18 protein-coding genes are annotated in these 20,359 nt (G+C 46.9%); 11 read left to right on the top strand and 7 right to left on the bottom strand.

The window, feature by feature from the left end; translation table 11 throughout:
* Positions 1-5 precede the first annotated feature (5 nt).
* The gene (locus tag ACP7H9_RS06000) at positions 6-1,391 is read right to left on the bottom strand and encodes a family 43 glycosylhydrolase (RefSeq protein ID WP_439222345.1); all 1,386 of its coding nucleotides are present in this window, start codon (positions 1,389-1,391) and stop codon (positions 6-8) included.
* A gap of 178 nt (positions 1,392-1,569) precedes the next feature.
* On the opposite strand from ACP7H9_RS06000, the gene ACP7H9_RS05995 reads away from it, so the two are divergent.
* Both ACP7H9_RS05995 and ACP7H9_RS05990 read left to right on the top strand, forming a co-directional pair.
* The gene (locus ACP7H9_RS05995; RefSeq protein ID WP_439222344.1) at positions 1,570-2,025 is read left to right on the top strand and encodes a MarR family winged helix-turn-helix transcriptional regulator; all 456 of its coding nucleotides are present in this window, start codon (positions 1,570-1,572) and stop codon (positions 2,023-2,025) included.
* A gap of 123 nt (positions 2,026-2,148) precedes the next feature.
* Complete coding sequence (locus ACP7H9_RS05990; protein ID WP_286823151.1) at positions 2,149-2,568, top strand: organic hydroperoxide resistance protein; 420 nt, start codon at positions 2,149-2,151, stop codon at positions 2,566-2,568.
* Between the two features lie 64 nt (positions 2,569-2,632).
* Here the strand turns inward: ACP7H9_RS05990 and ACP7H9_RS05985 are convergent, their stop codons facing one another.
* Together ACP7H9_RS05985 and ACP7H9_RS05980 are read right to left on the bottom strand one after the other, a co-directional pair.
* Positions 2,633-4,630, bottom strand: coding sequence for a PhoX family protein (locus ACP7H9_RS05985; RefSeq protein ID WP_439222343.1), 1,998 nt, complete (start codon positions 4,628-4,630; stop codon positions 2,633-2,635).
* A 126-nt stretch (positions 4,631-4,756) separates the two neighbouring features.
* A complete protein-coding gene (locus ACP7H9_RS05980) occupies positions 4,757-5,605 on the bottom strand; it encodes a TraB/GumN family protein (RefSeq protein ID WP_414018822.1) in 849 nt (282 codons plus the stop codon).
* Between the two features lie 232 nt (positions 5,606-5,837).
* Between ACP7H9_RS05980 and ACP7H9_RS05975 the strand changes: the two genes are divergently transcribed.
* The 6 genes from ACP7H9_RS05975 (at position 5,838) to ACP7H9_RS05950 (ending at position 14,116) form a co-directional block, all read left to right on the top strand.
* Positions 5,838-7,766: a hypothetical protein gene (locus ACP7H9_RS05975; RefSeq protein ID WP_273025366.1), complete on the top strand. Its 1,929-nt coding sequence runs from the start codon at positions 5,838-5,840 to the stop codon at positions 7,764-7,766.
* A gap of 140 nt (positions 7,767-7,906) precedes the next feature.
* Positions 7,907-8,995, top strand: coding sequence for an NADH:flavin oxidoreductase/NADH oxidase (locus tag ACP7H9_RS05970; protein WP_439222342.1), 1,089 nt, complete (start codon positions 7,907-7,909; stop codon positions 8,993-8,995).
* A gap of 131 nt (positions 8,996-9,126) precedes the next feature.
* Positions 9,127-9,642 carry a DNA starvation/stationary phase protection protein Dps gene (dps, locus tag ACP7H9_RS05965; RefSeq protein WP_034819182.1) on the top strand — a complete coding sequence of 172 codons (516 nt, stop codon included), beginning with the start codon at positions 9,127-9,129 and terminating at the stop codon, positions 9,640-9,642.
* Between the two features lie 187 nt (positions 9,643-9,829).
* A complete protein-coding gene (locus tag ACP7H9_RS05960) occupies positions 9,830-11,992 on the top strand; it encodes a S9 family peptidase (protein ID WP_114981769.1) in 2,163 nt (720 codons plus the stop codon).
* Between the two features lie 37 nt (positions 11,993-12,029).
* Complete coding sequence (locus ACP7H9_RS05955; RefSeq protein WP_114981770.1) at positions 12,030-13,115, top strand: DUF2891 domain-containing protein; 1,086 nt, start codon at positions 12,030-12,032, stop codon at positions 13,113-13,115.
* Positions 13,116-13,273: 158 nt separating this feature from the next.
* The gene (locus ACP7H9_RS05950) at positions 13,274-14,116 is read left to right on the top strand and encodes a bifunctional transcriptional activator/DNA repair enzyme AdaA (protein ID WP_110012922.1); all 843 of its coding nucleotides are present in this window, start codon (positions 13,274-13,276) and stop codon (positions 14,114-14,116) included.
* A 31-nt stretch (positions 14,117-14,147) separates the two neighbouring features.
* Here ACP7H9_RS05950 and ACP7H9_RS05945 read toward each other — a convergent pair whose 3' ends face one another.
* The gene (locus tag ACP7H9_RS05945) at positions 14,148-14,483 is read right to left on the bottom strand and encodes a zinc ribbon domain-containing protein (protein WP_011233331.1); all 336 of its coding nucleotides are present in this window, start codon (positions 14,481-14,483) and stop codon (positions 14,148-14,150) included.
* 122 nt (positions 14,484-14,605) lie between these two features.
* On the opposite strand from ACP7H9_RS05945, the gene ACP7H9_RS05940 reads away from it, so the two are divergent.
* From ACP7H9_RS05940 to ACP7H9_RS05930, 3 genes are all read left to right on the top strand, one after another.
* Positions 14,606-15,022, top strand: a complete 417-nt coding sequence (locus tag ACP7H9_RS05940) for a YqaA family protein (RefSeq protein ID WP_011233330.1) — start codon at positions 14,606-14,608, stop codon at positions 15,020-15,022.
* A gap of 134 nt (positions 15,023-15,156) precedes the next feature.
* Positions 15,157-16,116, top strand: a complete 960-nt coding sequence (locus tag ACP7H9_RS05935; protein WP_034819197.1) for a DnaJ C-terminal domain-containing protein — start codon at positions 15,157-15,159, stop codon at positions 16,114-16,116.
* Positions 16,116-16,433 (top strand): chaperone modulator CbpM, encoded by a 318-nt coding sequence (locus tag ACP7H9_RS05930; protein WP_114981771.1) that lies wholly within the window; start codon positions 16,116-16,118, stop codon positions 16,431-16,433. The genes ACP7H9_RS05935 and ACP7H9_RS05930 overlap by 1 nt, the downstream gene beginning before the upstream one ends.
* Before the next feature lie 38 nt (positions 16,434-16,471).
* On the opposite strand, the gene ACP7H9_RS05925 is transcribed toward ACP7H9_RS05930, so the two are convergent.
* The 3 genes from ACP7H9_RS05925 to ACP7H9_RS05915 form a co-directional block, all read right to left on the bottom strand.
* Positions 16,472-18,340, bottom strand: a complete 1,869-nt coding sequence (locus tag ACP7H9_RS05925) for a CocE/NonD family hydrolase (RefSeq protein WP_114981772.1) — start codon at positions 18,338-18,340, stop codon at positions 16,472-16,474.
* A gap of 307 nt (positions 18,341-18,647) precedes the next feature.
* Positions 18,648-19,943 (bottom strand): type II toxin-antitoxin system HipA family toxin, encoded by a 1,296-nt coding sequence (locus ACP7H9_RS05920; RefSeq protein WP_114981773.1) that lies wholly within the window; start codon positions 19,941-19,943, stop codon positions 18,648-18,650.
* Positions 19,944-19,957: 14 nt separating this feature from the next.
* Positions 19,958-20,308 (bottom strand): helix-turn-helix domain-containing protein, encoded by a 351-nt coding sequence (locus tag ACP7H9_RS05915; protein ID WP_034819205.1) that lies wholly within the window; start codon positions 20,306-20,308, stop codon positions 19,958-19,960.
* Between the last annotated feature and the right edge of the window lie 51 nt (positions 20,309-20,359).

Genomic DNA, 20,359 nt, shown 5'->3' with positions numbered 1-20,359 from the left:
TATATTCAAGGTGCAGAAGGCCGGAAAGTCGCCGCCTCTTTCTCTTCATTAGACGAAGGTTTACTCAGCTTCAGACTGCCTTCATGTAATACCAGATAGACCTCTGGCTTATCTGCCAAATGATAAGAAGACCACTCACTATTGGACAGGCCTTCAACTTGCTTAAAGGTCGCGTTGGCGATAAAACTGTCTGAGCCATCATGCTTGCTTACGGTTAACTTACCGTTTTCCGAAACAAGGTAGAAACCAGGTGATGCTTCAGGCTGAAACGAAACCGTATTCTTCTCACCGCGTAACGACTGCAGATGCCACAGCTGGCTATAGTTTTCTTTCTCACCTGCAGCAACAGCGGCACCGTCACCCTGATAAGTCAGAAACTCTTTATTTGAAAAGGCCTGCAACTGTTTCGCATTGTAGTGAATACCCGACGCCGTTGGGGTAATTTTCTGGATGCTGCCGTCCTCATTGTACTCAAGATGTTCTATCGAAACCGAACGACGATAATTCCCACCCGTTGGCAGCGCGGCGGTGTGATAAACCAAATACCACTGCTCTTCGAACTCAAGAACAGCCTGATGGCTAGTTCCGCTATCAGGTAACACATCCATTATCAGCCCCTGATATTCCCACGGCCCTTCAGGCGAGTCACTTACCGCATACGCCAGCTCTTCAGGATAATTCATCGCAAATGTCAGGTAATATTTATCCTGGTATTTATGCAGCCACGGCGCCTCAGTGAAGGTACCTGGCATGTTATTGATATCAACTTTATGAATTTCGCTGTCCAGTTCGGTCATATTGTCTTTCAGACGTGCGTAGTAGAGGTGCGTGTTCCCCCAATACAAATACGCTTGTCCGTCATCATCAATAAATACAGTTGGGTCGATATTGTCCCACGGCTCATCCTTCATAAATTCAGGCGATTCTGTCATATCAGCGGTTATCAATGGCCCGCCTATTGCGTCTTTCCAACCATTAACCGGGTCATCCGACACCGCCACTCCTATCGCAAAACCTTGTTTTTCCGGAGCGGGGTCGTCGTTTAGTACGGTTACATACCAGTAAAACTTACCGTCTCGTTCAGTCGCCTGGGCAGCCCAGGCGGTATCGCCTTTTGCCCACTCAAATTCCGTGCGGGGAAAAGCGCCTTCCAGCGTCCAGTCCTTCAAGTTATCTGACGAATAGATAGACCACTCGCGAAGGACAAAAAAGTCGCCGTCTTCTTTAGCTTCGTCATGGCCTACATACAGATAGACCACACCGTCATGCACTAAGGTTGCCGGGTCGGCGGTAAAGCGTTCTTTAATAATAGGATTTCCGGCCACAGCAGAGCCAATAGCTGAAGCCGCCAGCACAAAGCCCCCGAGCATAGTCATTAATTTATTCGGCATATAACATGATTCCTGGTTTAAGGTGCCCGGGAAATAGCTTTAGAGACTACCCCGAACTTAATTCGCACAAAGTTAATTTGTATTACTATAAGACATTAACTGATTTAACTACAAACCCTAAACTTTGTTTGTAAGCTGACTTTGCGTATCATTGAGACAAACGACACAGGAGCAACGCATGGCAGACAATAACAGTAATAAAGTGCTCAGGCTGGATAACCAGCTTTGCTTTGCGTTGTACTCAACCTCGCTGGCAATGAATAAGCTCTACAAGCCGCTGCTCTCGAAGCTTGATTTGACCTATCCGCAATACCTTATTTTATTGCTTTTATGGGAGCGCGATGGCGTGACCATTACGGAAATAAGCCGCAAGCTGTTTCAGGAAAAAGGCGCGTTAAGTCCGGTTATTAAGCGGCTGGAACAGCGCGGGCTAATAACCCGAAAGCGCAATATCGACGATGAGCGACAACTGCATTTATACCTCACCGAACAAGGTCGGCAACTGGAACAGTCTGCCTGCGATGTTCCGGAGCAGGTTTTCTGTGCCACTCAACTTGAGCCTGATGAGGCCCTTGCCTTAAAACACACCCTTGAATCACTGCGGGCGCAGTTACAAGACAAGCCCGACCACTAGCCAAGTCCGATGTATCGAAAATATCGATAACTTCGTTCGGAAAATGCTGTTATCGCGATAACTATTATTGCACTAACATTATGCGTGTTAGTTCCCAACACACCAAATAGTGAGGTAATCGTTATGGATATTCTGTACAAAGCTGTAGCAACATCAACCGGCGGACGCGATGGTCAGTCAGAGTCTGACGACGGCCAACTGAAAGTAAAATTGACTACGCCTAAAGAACTGGGTGGCGCAGGCGGTGATGGCACCAACCCTGAGCAATTGTTTGCGGCAGGTTATTCAGCCTGTTTTATCGGCGCACTGAAGTTCGCGGCGGGTCAGGAAAAAGTGAAACTGCCCAAAGACACTGAAGTTAAAGCCGAAATAGGTATTGGCCAGATTGAAGGCGGATTTGGTATTGATGCCACGCTGAACATTCATTTGCCGGGCATGAGTCAGGACGAAGCGGAATCTATTGCTGAAAAAGCACACCAGGTTTGTCCGTACTCAAACGCGACGCGTAATAACATCGACGTACGCCTGAACGTCACGGTGTAACCGCTATTAACAGCGGTGGTGTTGAGAGTGTCAGCCGATCAGTTTAACTGATCGGCTGGCTATTTCAGGCTCCTACTACCCCGCCGTCTTCACGAGTAATAATAACCGTTGCTGAACGCGGGCGTGCACCGTTACCGGCAGGCCAGCTACTGCTGAACTTACCGGGCGCCAGTCGGTCACCAGGGTGCTGAACATTAACAAACATAGTTTTGCCATCCGGCGTTGTTACCACTCCGGTAATTTCGCAATCTACAGGGCCAACTAAAAAGCGTTTCAACTCGCCAGATTCAGGGTTAGCAGCGTACATACCGTTGTTACCAAAACCGCCCTCACTTAACAGCTCACCACTCATGTCGGTTTGGATCCAGAGCGTGCCTCTATGATCAAACCACAAGCCATCCGGGCAGGCGAACTGATTGTCGGCCGTTAGAGTCAGGTCATCCCCTTCAGCGTTTGGAGTGCGTGTACCCGCTTCACCGCCCATTAAGAAAATGTCCCAATGAAAGGATTCAGCACTTTGCTGGTGGTCTTCGCTCCAGCGCACAATATGCCCGTAAGCGTTTTCCGCGCGCGGGTTAACGGCGTTGGTCTGCACTTCGGTGCGGCGGGTGTTATTGGTTAAGCTGAAATAGACTTCTTTGGTCGTTGGGTGCACAGCGCCCCATTCCGGGCGATCCATTTTCGTCGCACCCATAACATCGGCCGCAAGCCGGGTATTTAACAGCACATCGGCCTGAGAATGGAACTCGACACCCGCTTCACTGGCCTTTGCCTGGAACTCTGAGTTTTCAATATCTAACGGCAGCCAGCGACCCGTTCCGTCATCATTAAAGTGCGCAACGTACAGTGTACCTTCATTCAGCAGCTCACCTGAGGCAGTCGCTTTGTAATAAGGCTTCGCCGAAACAAACTTATAAATATACTCAAAACGCGAATCATCGCCGGAATAAGCCACCAACGGCTCACCTTCCACTGCCGGAGCAAACACAATACCTTCGTGAGCAAAGCGACCCAGCATGCTTCGTTTAACCGGTGTGCTTTTAGCGTTAAAAGGGTCTATTTCAACAATCCAGCCAAAGTGGTTCGGTTCATTTCGGTAATCATCTGCGGCTGCAGCACCGGTAGAAGAGGCATTAAAGCGCGCGGTTTCATCAAGACCCGGCGTTGCCGTTTCCCAGTAATAACGGCTGTTCCCGCGGTTCACACCGTATCTTTCATGCTCACGAGGATGAGTCTCGTCATCGTTCATGAGGCAGCCCGCCCAGTTTTCTTCGCAGGTTAAGTACGTGCCCCAGGGCGTATGGCCATGCGAACAGTTATTGATGGTTCCGCGAGTCCTGGTGCCGTCAGGGCTAAAACGAGTTATCAACTTGTCATGACCGGCAACAGGCCCGCTCATTTGCATTGGGGTACTTGCGGTAATTCGACGGTTGTAGGAGCTGCCTTCAACAAGCTGCCATTCTCCGTCGGGTTTACGAATAATATGAGCGACCGATACTCCGTGCGCCATCATCTCCTTCAATACTTCGTGCTGCGGGCGCGGTGCGTTAGGGGAAAAACTGGTGTGAAGAATTTGCGGATCGACGTATTCATGGTTCATCACCAGCAGCCCTTCTTTCGAGGAAGCACCGCCTTCTTTCACATCTATGGGAAAGAAATGCATGCCATCGTGATGCGAACCAACTTGCCGCGCCTGATCTAACGCCGAATTGCTTGCGTCAGTTTTAAACTCACCGGCACCAGGCACAAGTGGTGTACCCCAGGGCAGAAAAGGTTGAGCACGATACCCAACGGGTACATCAACAACATCAGTTCGGTTGCCGGCAATGGCCTGAAAACCAAGCCCCGCGGATGAACTAGCAGAGCCTTTAGGGGACGTACAACCGGCCATTAAAGGCGACAACATAAAGGAACTGACAGCAACGCCAAGGCCTCCTTTTAGGAAAGAGCGCCGGCTTAACTGACGGTTCACCACATCATAAAAGTCATCACCTTTTGACTTATTACAAATTGGATCAACACCTGAAATATCAATCTTCAGCTTTTTCTCTTTCGTGGTCATGCCGTCTTCCCCGTTCTGAAACCTCTGGCTTAACAAGCTCAGCGTTATATTTTCGAACAGGCAATAGTACTGACTTTAAATGACAGTTTGATTACGTCGTTAGCCAGCTTTAATGACGGCTATTTCCTACATTTTTTGAATATCAGCGCCCTGCTTTTCAAGTTGCTCAAGCACGCCTTGCTGACCACCAAGGTGCCCCGCACCAACGGCCACGAATACGTTATCAGACTCAGTTACCTTAGCGAGCTTTGTTATCCATTCATTGTTACGTTTAGTGATCAGCTCGTCTAACGCCTTCGGAGGTAGGTTCTGGTTTAAGTAGTGGGTGAGTTTATCCAGATCGCCCTCTAGCCAGGTCTTCTGGATATCGGCAAAAACCTCTTCAATTTTTTCCACTTCCGCAAGCGTCTGCTCCAGCAATTCACCCTCACCAGATTCACTTTGAGCCGCGCGTAAAGCATCAATTTGCCGCTCGACGGTTTCTAGCCCTTTAACCGGTATGTCCGAGCTTTTTGCCAACTCAAACAGTTTTCCTTCAGAGCCACCTTCGGCGGTGTAACCGGATTGCGCAATGGCTTGCGAAACAATGACAATTTGTGCAAACCAGGCATTGAGCTGTTCTAACGCACTGGCGTTCATACCATACTTTTCTGCCAACGTAGTGAGCTGCTGCCAGGTTTCGCTATCAACCGAGTCAGATAACTTACCCTCGGAGCGCCGGGCATGCTGCATAAACAAAGGCTGAGCACTTCCCAGCTTTTCAGGATGTACCTCAAACCACACAGTTTCACTGTTTTTTAGTGCGTTTTTTGCCGTTTCAGACAGGATTATGGCGTCTTTTTTGGCGGCGTGCAGCGTTCCGTAAACCCAAATAGTCTGGTCTTCTTTTGTCACCTTGTAGAGGATTTCAGCCTGCGCGGAGGTACTCAATAAACACAATACAAAACTGATGAGTATCGTTTTCAACTTCAGCATGGTTATCTCCGGTCTATTTTTGTAGCAGTAGTCTCATATTTACCAGTATACGACAACTCTATAGCGCTCATCAGCCAGCTAACGAGTAAAGCCCACCGCTAGCCTGTGTTTTTACAAATCCTTAACTTAAAGTTGTGCGCTTTAACAGGTACTCTTAGCGGTCATGCTTTAAACGAACAGAATTTTTAGCGCCAGCTGGTACAGGTATAAGTAAAACAGATTAGGTACTGTCATGAATAAAAAAGGGATTTTGTTGCTTATTGGCGCGCTTTCAGCGAGCGCTATTACGCTGGGCTGCAACAGTAACGACAGTTATTCAGCAAGAGAGGTACTGAGTGTGGAGCAAAAAGAAGCGGCTTTGGCTGAGTTACAGCAAAAGAGAAAAGAGCGTAAGGAAAAAATCCAAACCATTGAAGATAAAGCTTTGTTTGAAGCTCTGGAAGGTGAAGAATTTATAGCCCACCGGAACATTTACAGAACGATAAAATTCGATGAAAAACCTGCGCAGTACTTTTATGTTGAGCCTTTCAAGGCTTCTTATATTGGCCCTTTAGGTCGCCCCTACACCGCCGACCGCTTTAAACGACTGAAAGACTACGAAAGTCCACAAAAGCTTCTGGATATTTACCGTAACAATTTTGTGGCTTCCACCGCTTCACGCGAGGGTCAGTGGTTTCAGGTCCGTGAACCTTTTGCTTTTCCCTTTAGAAGTCAGCTGCAGTTTACCCAGGTAGTTATGGATAACGGAGACGTTAAAGCCCTACCAGACCTATTAGACTGGGTTGCCCAAACCGATGAAATTCGTTACGACCCGGAACGCTTTTATTTCAAAGAACCACGTACCGAAGACGACCCACAACCCGTTAAACTGCTCGGCGACGTTGAAACTGAGTTACCAAAAGATGTGCTTCAGTTTGAGTTTAAAGCAAGCGATGTTGGCAAAACTCTAGAGCAGCGCGGATACTCTGTCACTCTGGTTAAGGCCGGTGATTTTAACTACGACATAAAAATTGAAGTACCGGATGACCAGGCAATGCCGCTGCGGGACGAAGACATTATCGGCGAAGCCCTCTCTCCGACAGAGCGCGAACTTCAACTACGAATGGATACGACACTGCGGTCTGATTATCACGAACGAATGGGTGAATGGCTTGACGAAATCATAGAACGAGCCATGCGGGGTGAAGTTGATGCAGAAACCGTACGCACCGAGGGCAATAACTTACATGACAAACTTTCAGTGGGCGAAGGCCGCGTTCTGCATAAAGCCTTTTCCTTCATGGGACCTGTGGCTACCGCACGAGTGACTTTGCTGCCTCGTAAGAAAACCACCAATAAAGTAACCCACAAAATTGAAATTCCAATTCATTTCCTTGGTCAGCAAGGAAACAGTGATGAAATTGATTTGAGCACTTTGCCTGATATCGACCTGGAAGGCCCGGTTTATGATGAAAGGCCAAAACGACGAGTCGATTTAACCGAAGAAGAAATGAAGCAGCTTATTGATATTCGCTATGAAAAAAGTCGTCACCTTCCGGAGTATCAACACACAGAACGAATCTATCTGAAATACCCGCCGGTACAAAGCCAGCTTTTTATCAGCAGTTCAGAGCGCTACCATTTCAACTTAGAGCCCAAATTTAAGCGAGTGATACTGACCGAAATGGTGAAGTTTTTCGATGACGCAGACGAAACCATTGAGCTAACACGCGACAAAGATGAGGTATTCAGTTTCACCACATATGGCTTTGCGTATACCCCTGAGTATATGCCGGAGTCGCCCGCCCGTATTGAAGCCCGCATTCCGCTATTAACAGCACCGGATATTGTCAAGAAAAGATACAGTGCCGACAATTTACCCGATGGTATGCGCTTAGACGACAACCGACTTGTCGTTGACTACAGCGTGTTTACTCCCGAAGAAACCCTGGACGGTACGTGGTTGAACACAAAACTTCGCAACCGAATTTTCGCGAAGAACGCAGAGCAAAAATACCTACAGCCCTTTGAAAACGTTATTCTACTTGAGCGCGAAGACGGCGAACCGGTGCATGTGTTCTATTATTACGGGCAGCCTGAAAGTATTGAGCTCTGGTATCGCGGTAAAACGAAAGTCGTCGACTTCAACCTGGATGTCGAGACGCGGGAGCAGAAAGGTTAGTCAGGGCGGCATTCGTTTGATTCATTTTTTCGATGGTTGAGATAGATTATTTCTAATTATCTCAAACCAGTGTCCGAGCTAGTATAGGTGCCTCAAAATTGCTTTTACAGCAAGCGCAGTAATTAACAGGAGTACTTAAGTTGTCCGCATTATTTCAACCGTTCGAGTTAAAAGACGTACGTTTGCGTAACCGCATTGCCGTTCCCCCAATGTGCCAGTATATGGCTGAAGAAGGTGTCGTTAACGATTGGCATTTAAGCCATTACACCAGCCTGGCGCGTGGCGGTGCCGGCTTAGTGATTGTTGAAGCCACCGCGGTTTCTCCTGAAGGCCGCATTACCCCCAACTGCACCGGTCTCTGGAACGACGAACAGGCAAAAGCTTTTGCGCCGGTTGTCGAGAATATTAAAAAAGCAGGCGCCGTTGCCGGTATTCAAATTGGTCACGCCGGACGCAAAGCCAGCGCAAACCGCCCTTGGGACGGTGACGACCATATAGCTGAAAATGATGCTAAAGGCTGGCAACCAATATCGCCTTCTCCTATCGCTTTTGGTGCAAACCTGCCTCGCGAACCTAAAGAAATGTCGCTGGATGACATAAAACGCGTGCAAAATGACTTTGTTTCCGCTGCGGAACGAGCTCGTGATTTAGGATTTGAATGGCTTGAACTGCACTTTGCTCATGGTTATTTGGGACAAAGCTTCTTTTCCCCTCATGCCAACCAGCGTACTGACGAATACGGTGGTTCATTCGAGAACCGCGCCCGTTTTCTGGTGGAGACAGTTCGTGCGGTAAAACAGGTATGGCCAGATAATTTCCCACTAACTGCACGCTTTGGTGTAATTGAGTTTGACGGTAATGACGAGCAGCAGATGCAGGAGTCCGTTAAACTGACTCAGTTGCTAAAAGCTGAGGGACTGGACTTTTTAAATGTCAGTATCAGTTTCTCAACACCAAACGCCGAAATCCCCTGGGGTCCGGGCTTTATGGCACCTATTGCTGAGCGCATTCGTAAAGAGGCGGATATTCCAGTGGCTTCCGCCTGGGGCATTGATTTACCTCAGCTGGCAGAACACACGGTTGCACAAGGGCAACTGGATTTGGTCATGGTGGGTCGTGCTCATTTATCGAATCCTCACTGGCCTTACGACGCAGCCAAAGCACTGCGTGTCGAGAAGCCTTCGTGGGTATTACCAGCACCTTACGCGCACTGGCTTGAACGCTATTAGGTAATAAGTTGTTCGCAGCTCAAGCAAAGGCGGTCACCCTATACGGTGGCTGCCTTTGCTTATTAAGCGCCGAGATCCATTAAGTCGGTTTACGCGTATAAAGGGGTGATGAACAAATAACAGGAGGAATAATGAATACAAGTGATAAAACAGCTGAATTCACCGCCCCTGGGATTAAAGACAAGTCTGCCCAAGACGCTATAGCACTGCTCGACGACCGCCTGGTCGCACTGCTTGACCTTCAACTGACGCTTAAACATGTTCACTGGAACGTGGTTGGTCCAAACTTTATTGGCGTACATGAAATGCTGGACCCGCAGGTTGATAGCATTCGTGAAATGACCGACACCATCGCAGAGCGAATCGCCACTATGGGCGGCGTGCCCGCCGGTACCCCTCAGTCAATTGTGGATCGCCGTTCATGGAAAGACTATTCGATAGGCAGAGGTCTGGTCACTGAGCATCTGGTTGCACTTGATAAAGTGTACAACGGTGTAAATAAAGACCACAGAGACGCACTCAATAAGCTCGCTGAACTGGACCCGGTTTCGGAAGACATGCTCACCGGCCAACTTGCCGAGCTTGAGCAATTCCAGTGGTTTGTCCGCGCTCATATCGAGTCGGCGTCGGGTGAACTCAAAAGCTAATTAATTTTTACAATTAGCAAACCACTCTGGAAGCCCGGCAACGATGTTGCTGGGCTTTTTTGCTTTTAAGGCCGGGCTACTGCAGTTAAGAACTGCCTATCAATGCGGGGGGCCCCGATATAGCTAACAAATTATAACTTTGTTAATATCATTTGAATTAAAATAATAATCATAACGAGATCGCCACATGCAAAAACTTCGCCCCCTTTATATTGCTCTATTAAGTGCTGCATTATTGCAGGCCTGCTCTCCCGCGAATCAAAACACCGATACCAGCTCATCGACCTCTAAACAAGGCGTTGAAGCTCCGGTAGCAGAAAAAGTCCCTCATGAAATGACCATTCATGGTGATACCCGCATCGATAATTATTACTGGATGCGGGACGATGAACGTAAAGACCCTAAAGTACTGGCTTATCTTGAGGCAGAGAACGCTTATACGGATGAGATGCTGGCTCACACGGAAGATTTGCAGCAAAAGCTGTTTGAAGAAATGAAAAGCCGCATTGCCAAAGATGATAACTCCGTACCAGTACGTGACGGCGACTACTATTACTCAACAGAAATGCGCGGCGATAACGAATACCCGATTTACGTTCGCAGTACAGATTTTTCCGGTACCAACAAGCAAATTTTGTTAAATGTTAATGAGCTTGCTGAAGGTAAAGATTATTACTCCGTAGGCAGTCTTGAAGTTAGCCCGGACGATGCGATTCTTGCCTATAGTGAAGATACCGTTAGCCGCCGTATGTATGAAATTAAACTTAAGAATATGAAAACCGGTGAGTTACTCCCGGATCAAATCAAAAATACGTCTGGCGATATTGTCTGGGGTAACGACGGACAGCATTTTTACTACATAAAGAAAGACCCGGAAACCCTGCTGGGTTATCAAGTATATCGTCATAAAGTGGGTACCGAACAGCAACAAGATGAACTGGTCTATGAAGAGCAGGACACAACCTTTTACACCGGCATTCGCAAAAGCAAAGACGACTCAAAAATTTATATTATCCATGATGCGACCGAATCTAAAGGCGTCTCGCTAATTGATGCCAATGACCCCAACGCCAAGCCGGTTGAGTTTGTGCCACGGGAAGACGGCCTGGAATACAGCATAGCTAAACACGGTGATGATTATTATGTGTTGACCAATCTGGATGCCGTGAACTTTCGCCTGATGCGGGTAAGCGCAGATAAGCTTGGCGACAAGCAGCACTGGCAGGAAGTTATTCCACATAAAGAAGACACTCGACTGGAAGACATTGAGCTGTTTGACCAGCATTTGGTTTATAAACAGCGCCAGCGCGGACTAACAGAGGTGTTCGTACGAAACCTAAATACCGGTGATGAACAAGAGCTTTCATTCCGCGACAAAGCTTACACGCTGTATTTTTACGGTAACAAAGAAGCCGATAACCCTGAGCTGCGCCTTTACTACACCAGTATGACCACTCCGGGTAGCCATTATAATGTAGACCTGAACAGTCTGGATAAAACGCTGTTAAAGCAACAGCCTGTACTTGGCGATTTTAAACCTGAAAACTACGCTTCCGAACGGTTATTTGTCACCGCCCGGGACGGTGCTGAGGTACCGGTAACACTGGTTTACCGTAAGGACAAATTTAAAAAAGATGGCGCCAACCCACTTTATCAATACGGTTATGGCTCTTACGGTTCTACTTCAGAACCCAGCTTTAGCAGCAACCGTCTAAGTCTGTTAGACAGAGGTTTTGTTTTTGCTATCGCCCATATTCGCGGCTCGCAAATGCTGGGGCGCCCGTGGTACGAAGACGGCAAAAAACTGACAAAACAAAACACCTTTAATGATTTTGTCGATGTCACTAAGGCATTGGTTGAGCAAGGCTATGGCGCCAAGGATAAAGTCTTCGCCATGGGTGGTAGTGCTGGTGGTCTGTTAATGGGCGCAGTGATCAATCAGGCGCCGGAACTTTACCTTGGCGTAGCGGCACATGTACCTTTTGTCGATGTTGTGACAACCATGCTGGATGAAAGTATTCCTCTCACTACCAACGAGTTTGACGAGTGGGGTAACCCGAAAGAGAAAGTCTATTACGACTATATGTTGTCGTATTCACCTTATGATCAAATCAGCGCACAGGACTACCCTAACCTGCTGGTAACCACCGGACTCTTTGACTCACAAGTGCAGTATTTCGAACCGGCCAAGTGGGTCGCTAAGCTCAGAGATTATAAAACCGATGATAATCTGCTGCTGTTTAAAACCGAAATGGAAGCGGGTCACGGTGGTGTTTCCGGGCGCTTTAAGCGCTTGCAAAACACGGCGCTGGAATACGCTTTCTTTCTCGATTTACTGAAAAACCAATGAGCCAATTAACACAGTCTCCAGCATATAAGGCAACATTATGAATATTCGCGGCATTATAAGCAGTGCCCTACTCATGTCGGTTAGCCTGTTCACTCAGGCGGCCGATAATAACGCATCGTCACACGAGCTCAGCCTCTCGGAAGCCAATAAGCTGGTGGCTCTTCCATTACATTGCGTCGAAACGCCTTATCCGTACAAAACGGGAATAATATTAGGCAGTGCCGATGATTTAAAAGAACCGTCGGTTATACACCCGGTTTTTTATGGTTGCTTTGACTGGCACAGCGCCGCTCACGGTTATTGGTCAATGGTTACTTTGCTGCGTCAGTTTCCGGACTTAGAACAGGCCGACGAAGTCAAAGCCATACTTAAACGTAATTTAACCGCCGAGAAAGTGGCGCGCGAAGTCGACTTTTTCAGTAAAGATATTAATGACTCGTTTGAGCGCACTTACGGCTGGGCCTGGCTGTTAAAGCTGTCTGACGAGCTCCATTCATGGGAAGACCCTATGGCCAAAGACCTAGCCGCTAACTTACAACCATTAGCCGATTTAATTGTTGAGCGCTATATCAACTTCTTACCTCGATTAGTTTACCCAGTGCGGGTGGGCGAGCATACCAACACGGCCTTTGGCTTAAGTTTCGCCTACGACTATGCCGTTAATCAGCAGCACACCGAACTACAGCAGTTAATTGCCAAACGCGCGAAAGACTATTTTCTGGAAGATAAAAACTGCCCCATAGGCTGGGAGCCCAGCGGCTACGACTTTCTTTCGCCCTGCCTGGAAGAAATTGGCTTAATGCAGCGCGTTCTACCGAAGCAGCAGTTTTTAACCTGGCTGGATGATTTTATGCCACAACTCGCTGACCCAGAATTCAGTCTAGCGGTAGGTGAAGTTGGCGACAGAACCGATGGCAAACTGGTTCATCTGGACGGTTTAAATTTCAGCCGCGCCTGGAACCTCTATGCGCTGGCTAACCAATACCCGCAGTACAGGCATTTACGCAAAATAGCCGATAAGCATATGGCGCACTCATACCCTAATCTAATCGGCGATAGCTACGAAGGTGGTCACTGGCTTGGCAGCTTTGCTATTCAGGCGTTAAATCAAGCCCAGCAGTAATTGCTGGGTTTGCTAAAGAGCAAGCTTCGGGTCGGCATCAGCTAAAAAGCCTTCTATGATTAATAGCTCAGCCAGCATTACTCCTAGCGTCTGATGCTTTAGGTTTTACCACTTCTGGATAGTGGTGTATCAATTAATCGTATCTAAAGGTGATGGTTATGTCTGATTATATCCGTATTGAAAAAGCCATGGCCTATATGTCAGAGCATGTATCGAGCCAGCCGACCCTGGAAGACGTTGCTGCTCATGTTCATCTCAGTCCGTTCCACTTCCATCGGGTGTTTTGTAAATGGGCAGGCACCACACCGAAACGCTTCCTGCAGGCCCTCACGCTGGAGCGAAGCAAACGAATGCTGAAGGGAGAAAGCTCTCTTATGGATGTTTCCCTCAGCATGGGTTTAAGCGGAGGCTCCCGACTGTATGACCACTTTGTAAAGCTAGAAGCCGTAACGCCAGGTGAATACAAGAACGAAGGCCAGGGAGTTACTATCCAATACGGCGTAAATGAAACGCCTTTTGGTAAGATATTTGTCGCAATTACTCCACGGGGCGTATGCCGCATTGAGTTTTTGGGCTCCAGAGCTGTTGACGAGATACTTACTGATTTATGCAAAGACTGGCCCAAAGCCTCGCTCGTAAGAAACGACAACGCGATCAACTATGTGGCTAACGTACTGTTTAGTCGATTAAAAGACGGGCAGTCTAACCCCTTGTCATTGCACGTAATGGGTACAAATTTTCAAGTAGCCGTGTGGCGAGCTTTATTGAGGATACCACCGGGAAAGCTGGCGAGTTACTCACAAATTGCCAATGCATTAGGTTACCCTAAAGCGTCTCGGGCGGTTGGTAATGCTGTTGGTTCGAACCCTGTTGCCATGCTAATTCCGTGTCACCGTGTTATTCAGAAAAGCGGTGCTTTGGGCGGGTATCGCTGGGGTTCAACGAAGAAAGAAATGCTTCAGGCATGGGAGTCCCTGCACGAAGAGCCCGTAGAGCAGTAGCATCGTTCGGTAACCGCGTTATTGCCCTTATTTAAGAAGAGTGCGAACGCCAGATTCGAAAGCGCGTCACTATGTACCAGATAAGACCGCCGATAAACATAACCAGAGGTATCACATTAATTTCGTTACTTTGCTGAGACTCCTCGGAGGTTAGAAAAAACCAAAGCACACCCACGATAAGAATAACGAGCGATAACACACCTTGTATCTGCAAACTTTTCGATGTGTTCTCAGACGTAATCGCGCTGTTTTCGCCCGGTTGGTTCTCTTGCTCCGATTTTTCACTCTTCACAAAACCACAGGCAGGACAGCTATAGTTATTATCCAGTACCTGATCTTCACATTTTGGACATTTTTCAAATGCCATTGAGGTACCTCTCTGCTTTATTGATGAGTGTTCATTGTTGAGTGTAGTCAAAAACTTTTGTGTTTGTCATTTCCATTACGCTGATGACATCCGTTATAAGCTGTGCCACGTAATAGGATTTTATGTATTTAAGTATATTTCTGACAGCCTTTCTGGCCGCCACAATACTGCCTGCTCAGTCTGAGTTTGTGGTCGTGGCAGCCCAGCGCATGGATTACGATGTCTGGATAATCTGGTGGCTGGCCTCAATCGGTAATACGCTGGGGTCAGTGGTCAACTATGTTCTGGGTCGTTTTTTGGTACGGTATCAGGATCGCCGCTGGTTCCCGTTCAAACCCAAATCTTTAGCCCGTGGGCACCGCTGGTTTGAACGTTTTGGCAAATGGTCGCTGCTGATGGCCTGGGCACCCTTCATTGGCGATCCTCTTACGTTTATAGCCGGTATGCTGCGATTAACCTTCTGGCAATTTTTGATTCTGGTTTTCATCAGTAAAGCTGGCCGCTACGCTATTTTGTTGGGTATTACGCAGTTGTTTTAATAACTCTCATCGCACCATTACACCTACCGGATTCACTCTAAAACGGTGACCTGTTTTTTTTAATCTGTGAACACAGACGAAATTTTTCTTTAAAGCTATACTCAGGTTCGATAATACGAACATAAGGCTTTGCAATGGAGTTTATTGATTATTACGAAGTACTGGGTGTAGAGCCGACCGCCGATAGTAAAGCAATTAAAACCGCGTACCGCAAACTCGGCCGAAAGTATCATCCCGATGTAAGCAAGTTACCAGATGCAGCCGAGAATTTTAAGCGCGTAGCCCAAGCCTATGAAGTATTACATAGTGCTGAAAAGCGTGCTGAATATGATGCTTTGTGCGAGGCTCGCAAACGCGGTTATAACAATCAAAATAGGAAATCGAGCGCCAACTATCACACTAATAATAGTACGATGGGTAATCAGGACTTTACTGACTTCTTTAACTCAGTGTTTGGAGCAGCAGGTTCCCGCAGTCGCCAACAACATCGTCAGCAACCTTGGTATGAGGACGCCAACCAAGCCAAAGGAGCTGATGTTGAATTCGACTGGCCGGTTATGCTCGAAGACACCTTGGCCGACACGACCAAACAAATTGAGTTCGTTATTCCGGTTTATGACCAACAAGGTTACCAGCAGCAGGTAAAAAAATCGCTCAAAGTAAAAATTCCTGCTGGCGCACGAGATGGCGAACGTATTCGACTAAAAGGACAAGGTGCCCCGGCTTACGGTAACGCCCCAAGCGGCGATGCTTACTTAACCATCAAAATACTTCCGCATCCATTATTTGATGTGGAAGCCAATAATCTTTTGCTCACCTTACCGCTCGCGCCATGGGAAGCGGCATTAGGAACTAAAGTAGAGGTGCCGACGCTCTCTGGCAAAGTTCAACTAACCATTCCAGCTAACAGCCAGGCAGGTCAGCGCTTACGTGTAAAAGGCAAAGGCTTGGTCGGGAAGCTCTCAAATGGCGATTTGATTGCCACAATAAAGATTGTGATGCCATCCTCACTAAATGAAAACAGTAAGACCCTTTGGGCTCAGCTCGCGGACAGCGAAGCCTTTGACCCTCGTCGCGAATGGAGCGATAGATAATGACAACCTTACAACAAGTGTACTCACCCAATTTTCACCTGAGTTTCGAAGAGCTCTGCCTTTCTGCAAATGTCAGCGCCGAAACCATGCTTGAGCTGATTGAGCATGAGATTGCGGTACCAGTCACCGGAGAACACCCGCATCAGTGGATGTTTCATGTTACCTCGGTGATGACAGTAAAAAAGGCGGCGCGTCTCAACCGGGATCTAAATATAGACTGGCCCGATCTCTATTTAGTGCTAAACCTGCTTGATGAAATTGAGCAGATAAAAGCTGAGAACCACAGGTTGAAGCAACGGCTCAATAGAAAAATTTAGAAGAGCCGCCGGTAAATCAAACGTCTGGTCGGAGTCGATTACAGCACGTTAAAGCTTATCGAACTCGGATACTCAGAGTTGTGATAAATTTTATGAGTTGCCTTTGCAAAGTCGCTCTCTTTTGCATTAAAAATGTTTTCAACGTAATTCTGGGGGTTAATATCCAGAAACGGAAACATGCTGCTTTGTATTTGAATCTGCAGCTTATGCCCGCGTTTGAACGTATGTAAAACATCGTACAGCTCAAACCCAATTTCAGTTGGTTGATTTGGAACGAATGCTTTAGGCTCACTCATACTCTCACGAAAACGCCCGCGTAACACGCCCCAACGCACAAGCTCATGGCGGTTCCCGCGCTCCATGTCAGCCTTATTGGTATTCTCATCAATGGAAGGAAAGACATCGACAAGCTTCACCACAATATCCGCCGCTGATTTATTGGTAGCGAACCATAGGTTAAGGTCGATGGCCCCGGCAATTGTTAAGTCCGATTCCAGCGTATCGGTCTCAAATACCAGAACGTCAGGTCTTCTCGCCGTAAAACGCTGATCTTCTACCATGTATGGTCTATCCCAGCCGCGACTGATTTCGGCAGAATGAGGAACCGGCTTGTTAGGATCACTTAGGTACTCGCTGCTACCCGTATTGTTTTCCTGCTCAACGATTTTTTCGTCATCCGCTAAATACAGGGTTTCTCTAGATGTATCCTTAGGCGGCCAAGCTTCAAAATGACGCCAGCGATTACTGCCGGTTTCGAACATGGTTGCCCTAGTCAGATTGGCTTCATCAGCACCTTTTAGGTGCTCTTTAAAAAATGGCAGCAACACATCTCTTTGAAACCAAGCACTGGTATCAAAACCAAAATGAGCCTCTCCAAGTTCAGTACCGCCCTGCTCGCTTTGCCATTGACCGTGATACCAGGGCCCCATGACCAGTTGAACATGATCCTTCTTATTGTTGTCTGACATGGTTTGATAGGTATAAAGCGGTCCGTAAAGGTCTTCTGTATCATACCAACCGCCAACAACTAGCGTGGCAGGCTTAGTGTTTGATAAGTGCTGTAAGACATTCCGCGCCTTCCAGTAATCGTCGTAATTTGGATGCTGAATAATCTCATTCCAAAATGGGCGTTCTCCGTTAAAGTACTTATCGTTTACATTGGAAAGTGGCCCAAGATTTTTGAAAAACTGATAGCCGTCTGGCGTTTCAGTTTTCATACCTTCAGGCCAGTAAGCGAAGGTGCCATCGCGCTGCTTATCGAAGGTATCAAAAAATATGAAAGCCATAGGCGTGACGAAAGCACCATTTCTATGAAAGTCATCAAAGAACCAATCAGCAATGGGAGCCTGAGGAGAAATTGCCTTAAGCGCAGGGTGACTGTTAATTGATGCCACCGACGTGTAGTAACCGGGGTAAGAGGTTCCCCACATACCCACTTTTCCGTTGTTACCCTTTATATTGTTTACGAGCCAATCAATCGTGTCGTACGTATCTGTGGCGTCATCCGTTGCGTTCTTTCCGCGAGTGTAGGCATCCTGCGGGCGCATGTTGACGAAATCCCCCTCCGACATGAACTTGCCGCGCACGTCCTGGAAGACAAAAATAAAACCGTCTTTTTCAAATGCTTCGCTCGGTCCCAAACGTTTTTTATACTCGTCTACCCCGTACGGTGCAACGCGATAAGGCGTTCGCTGCATCATAATAGGGTAAGATTTGCTGGTATCATTGGGTACGTAAACCGACGTGAATAACTTTACGCCATCGCGCATCGGGATTTGATATTCATATTTGGTGTAGTTAGCCCGGATATAGGCTTCCCTTTCATCCGCTACACTTTGTTTACTGAATGCGGAGTTCACCGTCAGCAAACATATAGCCAGCAAAAAGCTGCGTATAACAACCTTCATGTTCTGTCCCTTTTATTATTGAACCAACTCGTTTACCACCTCGAATGGATGCCGCGGATAGCCGTTTTCGACCTTTCTTTGTTATAAATCCAAAACCACTCAGTAGCAAGTTTTGTGTTTGTTCAAAGTTTTAGTTGTGGGAAGGCCGCCGAAGTCCCAAAAATTCTCTGTCTTCGCGTTAATATCGACTGCTACAGCCATCGTGTATTGGGGAGCCAGCTTTGAGCGCCACGGGACACGCCACCATGATTGGCAAGTATCCTTCTGGGTTAATGAAGGAACACTTCCAAATAACTTTTTAGATCGTTCATATCAGCAGTTTTTTCCTTGCTAGATCCAGAACGCCTTTGGTTATTTGTTCTCCTGTTTCCCGATGAAAGTGTTCGGGAGCATCAGCCCAGGTTTTATCAAGAGCACCCTGCAACTCCTCATTTATCGCACCAATTAATTCTTGAGCAATATCGGGGGAAAGGCCAGAAAATTTGGCATGATTAGGCCAATGCCGAGGTAAAATTTTATGCCAATGATAATGGGAGTTTTTACTTTTTACCCTCATTGCCATTTTAGCTTTTTTCGGCTGTATTTTACCCAGGGTTGGATACGCTGAAAGGACATCATAGATTGGCGTTAACCAATAACCCGAAGCGTCCAAATAAACACTGAAATTCTTTGCATGACCATCAATAGCACACAGTAACCAGAATACGTATTGACTCAAAAAAAACACTTGCTGATCTTTTAAACCTTGCTGACTTGTTGCGAGCAGATCCGATATTTCAAAAGCGCCCGGGCCTCCTTTATCTTCATACTTCGATTGCCCGGCTCTGCCCAGAGCCTGGCACATATCTTCCTGGCTTATCCTTAAAATTTGACCATCTTCATCCGTATGTCTATCAAAACGTTCGACAACAAGTACCTTTTGCTCACCAAAAACTTCTATCTCAGCGTGCGCTACATCAAACCCTAAATGATGCATAAAGCGTAAACAAAACCATTCATTGTCGACACTTTGCTCCATATTTATGCCACTAGGTAACTCTCCCATAGCCATTTTAAAAATATGGGTTGTAGGAGTGTTACCTATCGGTTGATGCCACTGACCACGGTGATAGGTTAATGCTGTTTTTTCCTGAGCTCCTGCAATAGAAATACGAAAAGTATCGTCATCCCCCATTCCGAGGGTATGCCCGGTAACCGCATGATTTAAAATCTCATTGATTTCATTCTCATCGACCGGGTTCATCTGCATAGATGGTTCTGGAGGTATTTCCGTTAAGGAAAGAGATAACGCTCCCACACAGTCACGCCCGATAGCTGATAGCAAATCCATAGTGTCTGTTGAGTAAGCGCCGATTCTATCAACAATTTGCTGACGAACTTCTTCATTATCTGGCAACAAATTATCAAAAAAATAACGAACGCGCTCGCCTGTATGTCGTTTAGATGTCATTGGCAGTGACAAGCTTATCGAATGCGCATATTCTGCTCCCAACCATTCATCATCATAAATAAACTCGAAGGTGCCACTTTTCCGCCTTACGGTTCCTACTTTTATTCCATTAATCCCGCAATGTAATTCTCGTGTAGCCTTGCGCCTTGGCATGACGAATCTTCCTTTTACTTTTTAGGTGGTGATTTTCGAATCACAATAGGCCTACGATTGCTCTTAAGCGCATCAAGAGGCCGATGCTTGGTTTGCGGGAGATTTTCATCCACAGACGCTTTCCTGACCCTATTTAAGACTTCATAACCGTCATCTGCGGAATTAGAAATATCGAACCGAATGTTCAAAGCAGCCATTACTTTCATTAAGTTAGCGAAAGTAATGGATGATGTTTTGGTCTCAACACGGGATATAAAACGCTGATCTTTACCAATCCGTTTGCCTAATTCCATTTGGCTATAACCAGCTTCCTGTCGCCGTTGTGCTATATATTTACCCAAGGAACCGGGAGTGGTGATTCGCATTTTAATTCCTTATATAGAATATAGGCATTTATACTAAATAGAGAATATAAA

The organism is Idiomarina sp. ST20R2A10 (genome assembly GCF_051842345.1).
Lineage (GTDB): Bacteria > Pseudomonadota > Gammaproteobacteria > Enterobacterales > Alteromonadaceae > Idiomarina > Idiomarina loihiensis.
This window is presented reverse-complemented; position numbering and strand designations above follow the sequence as displayed.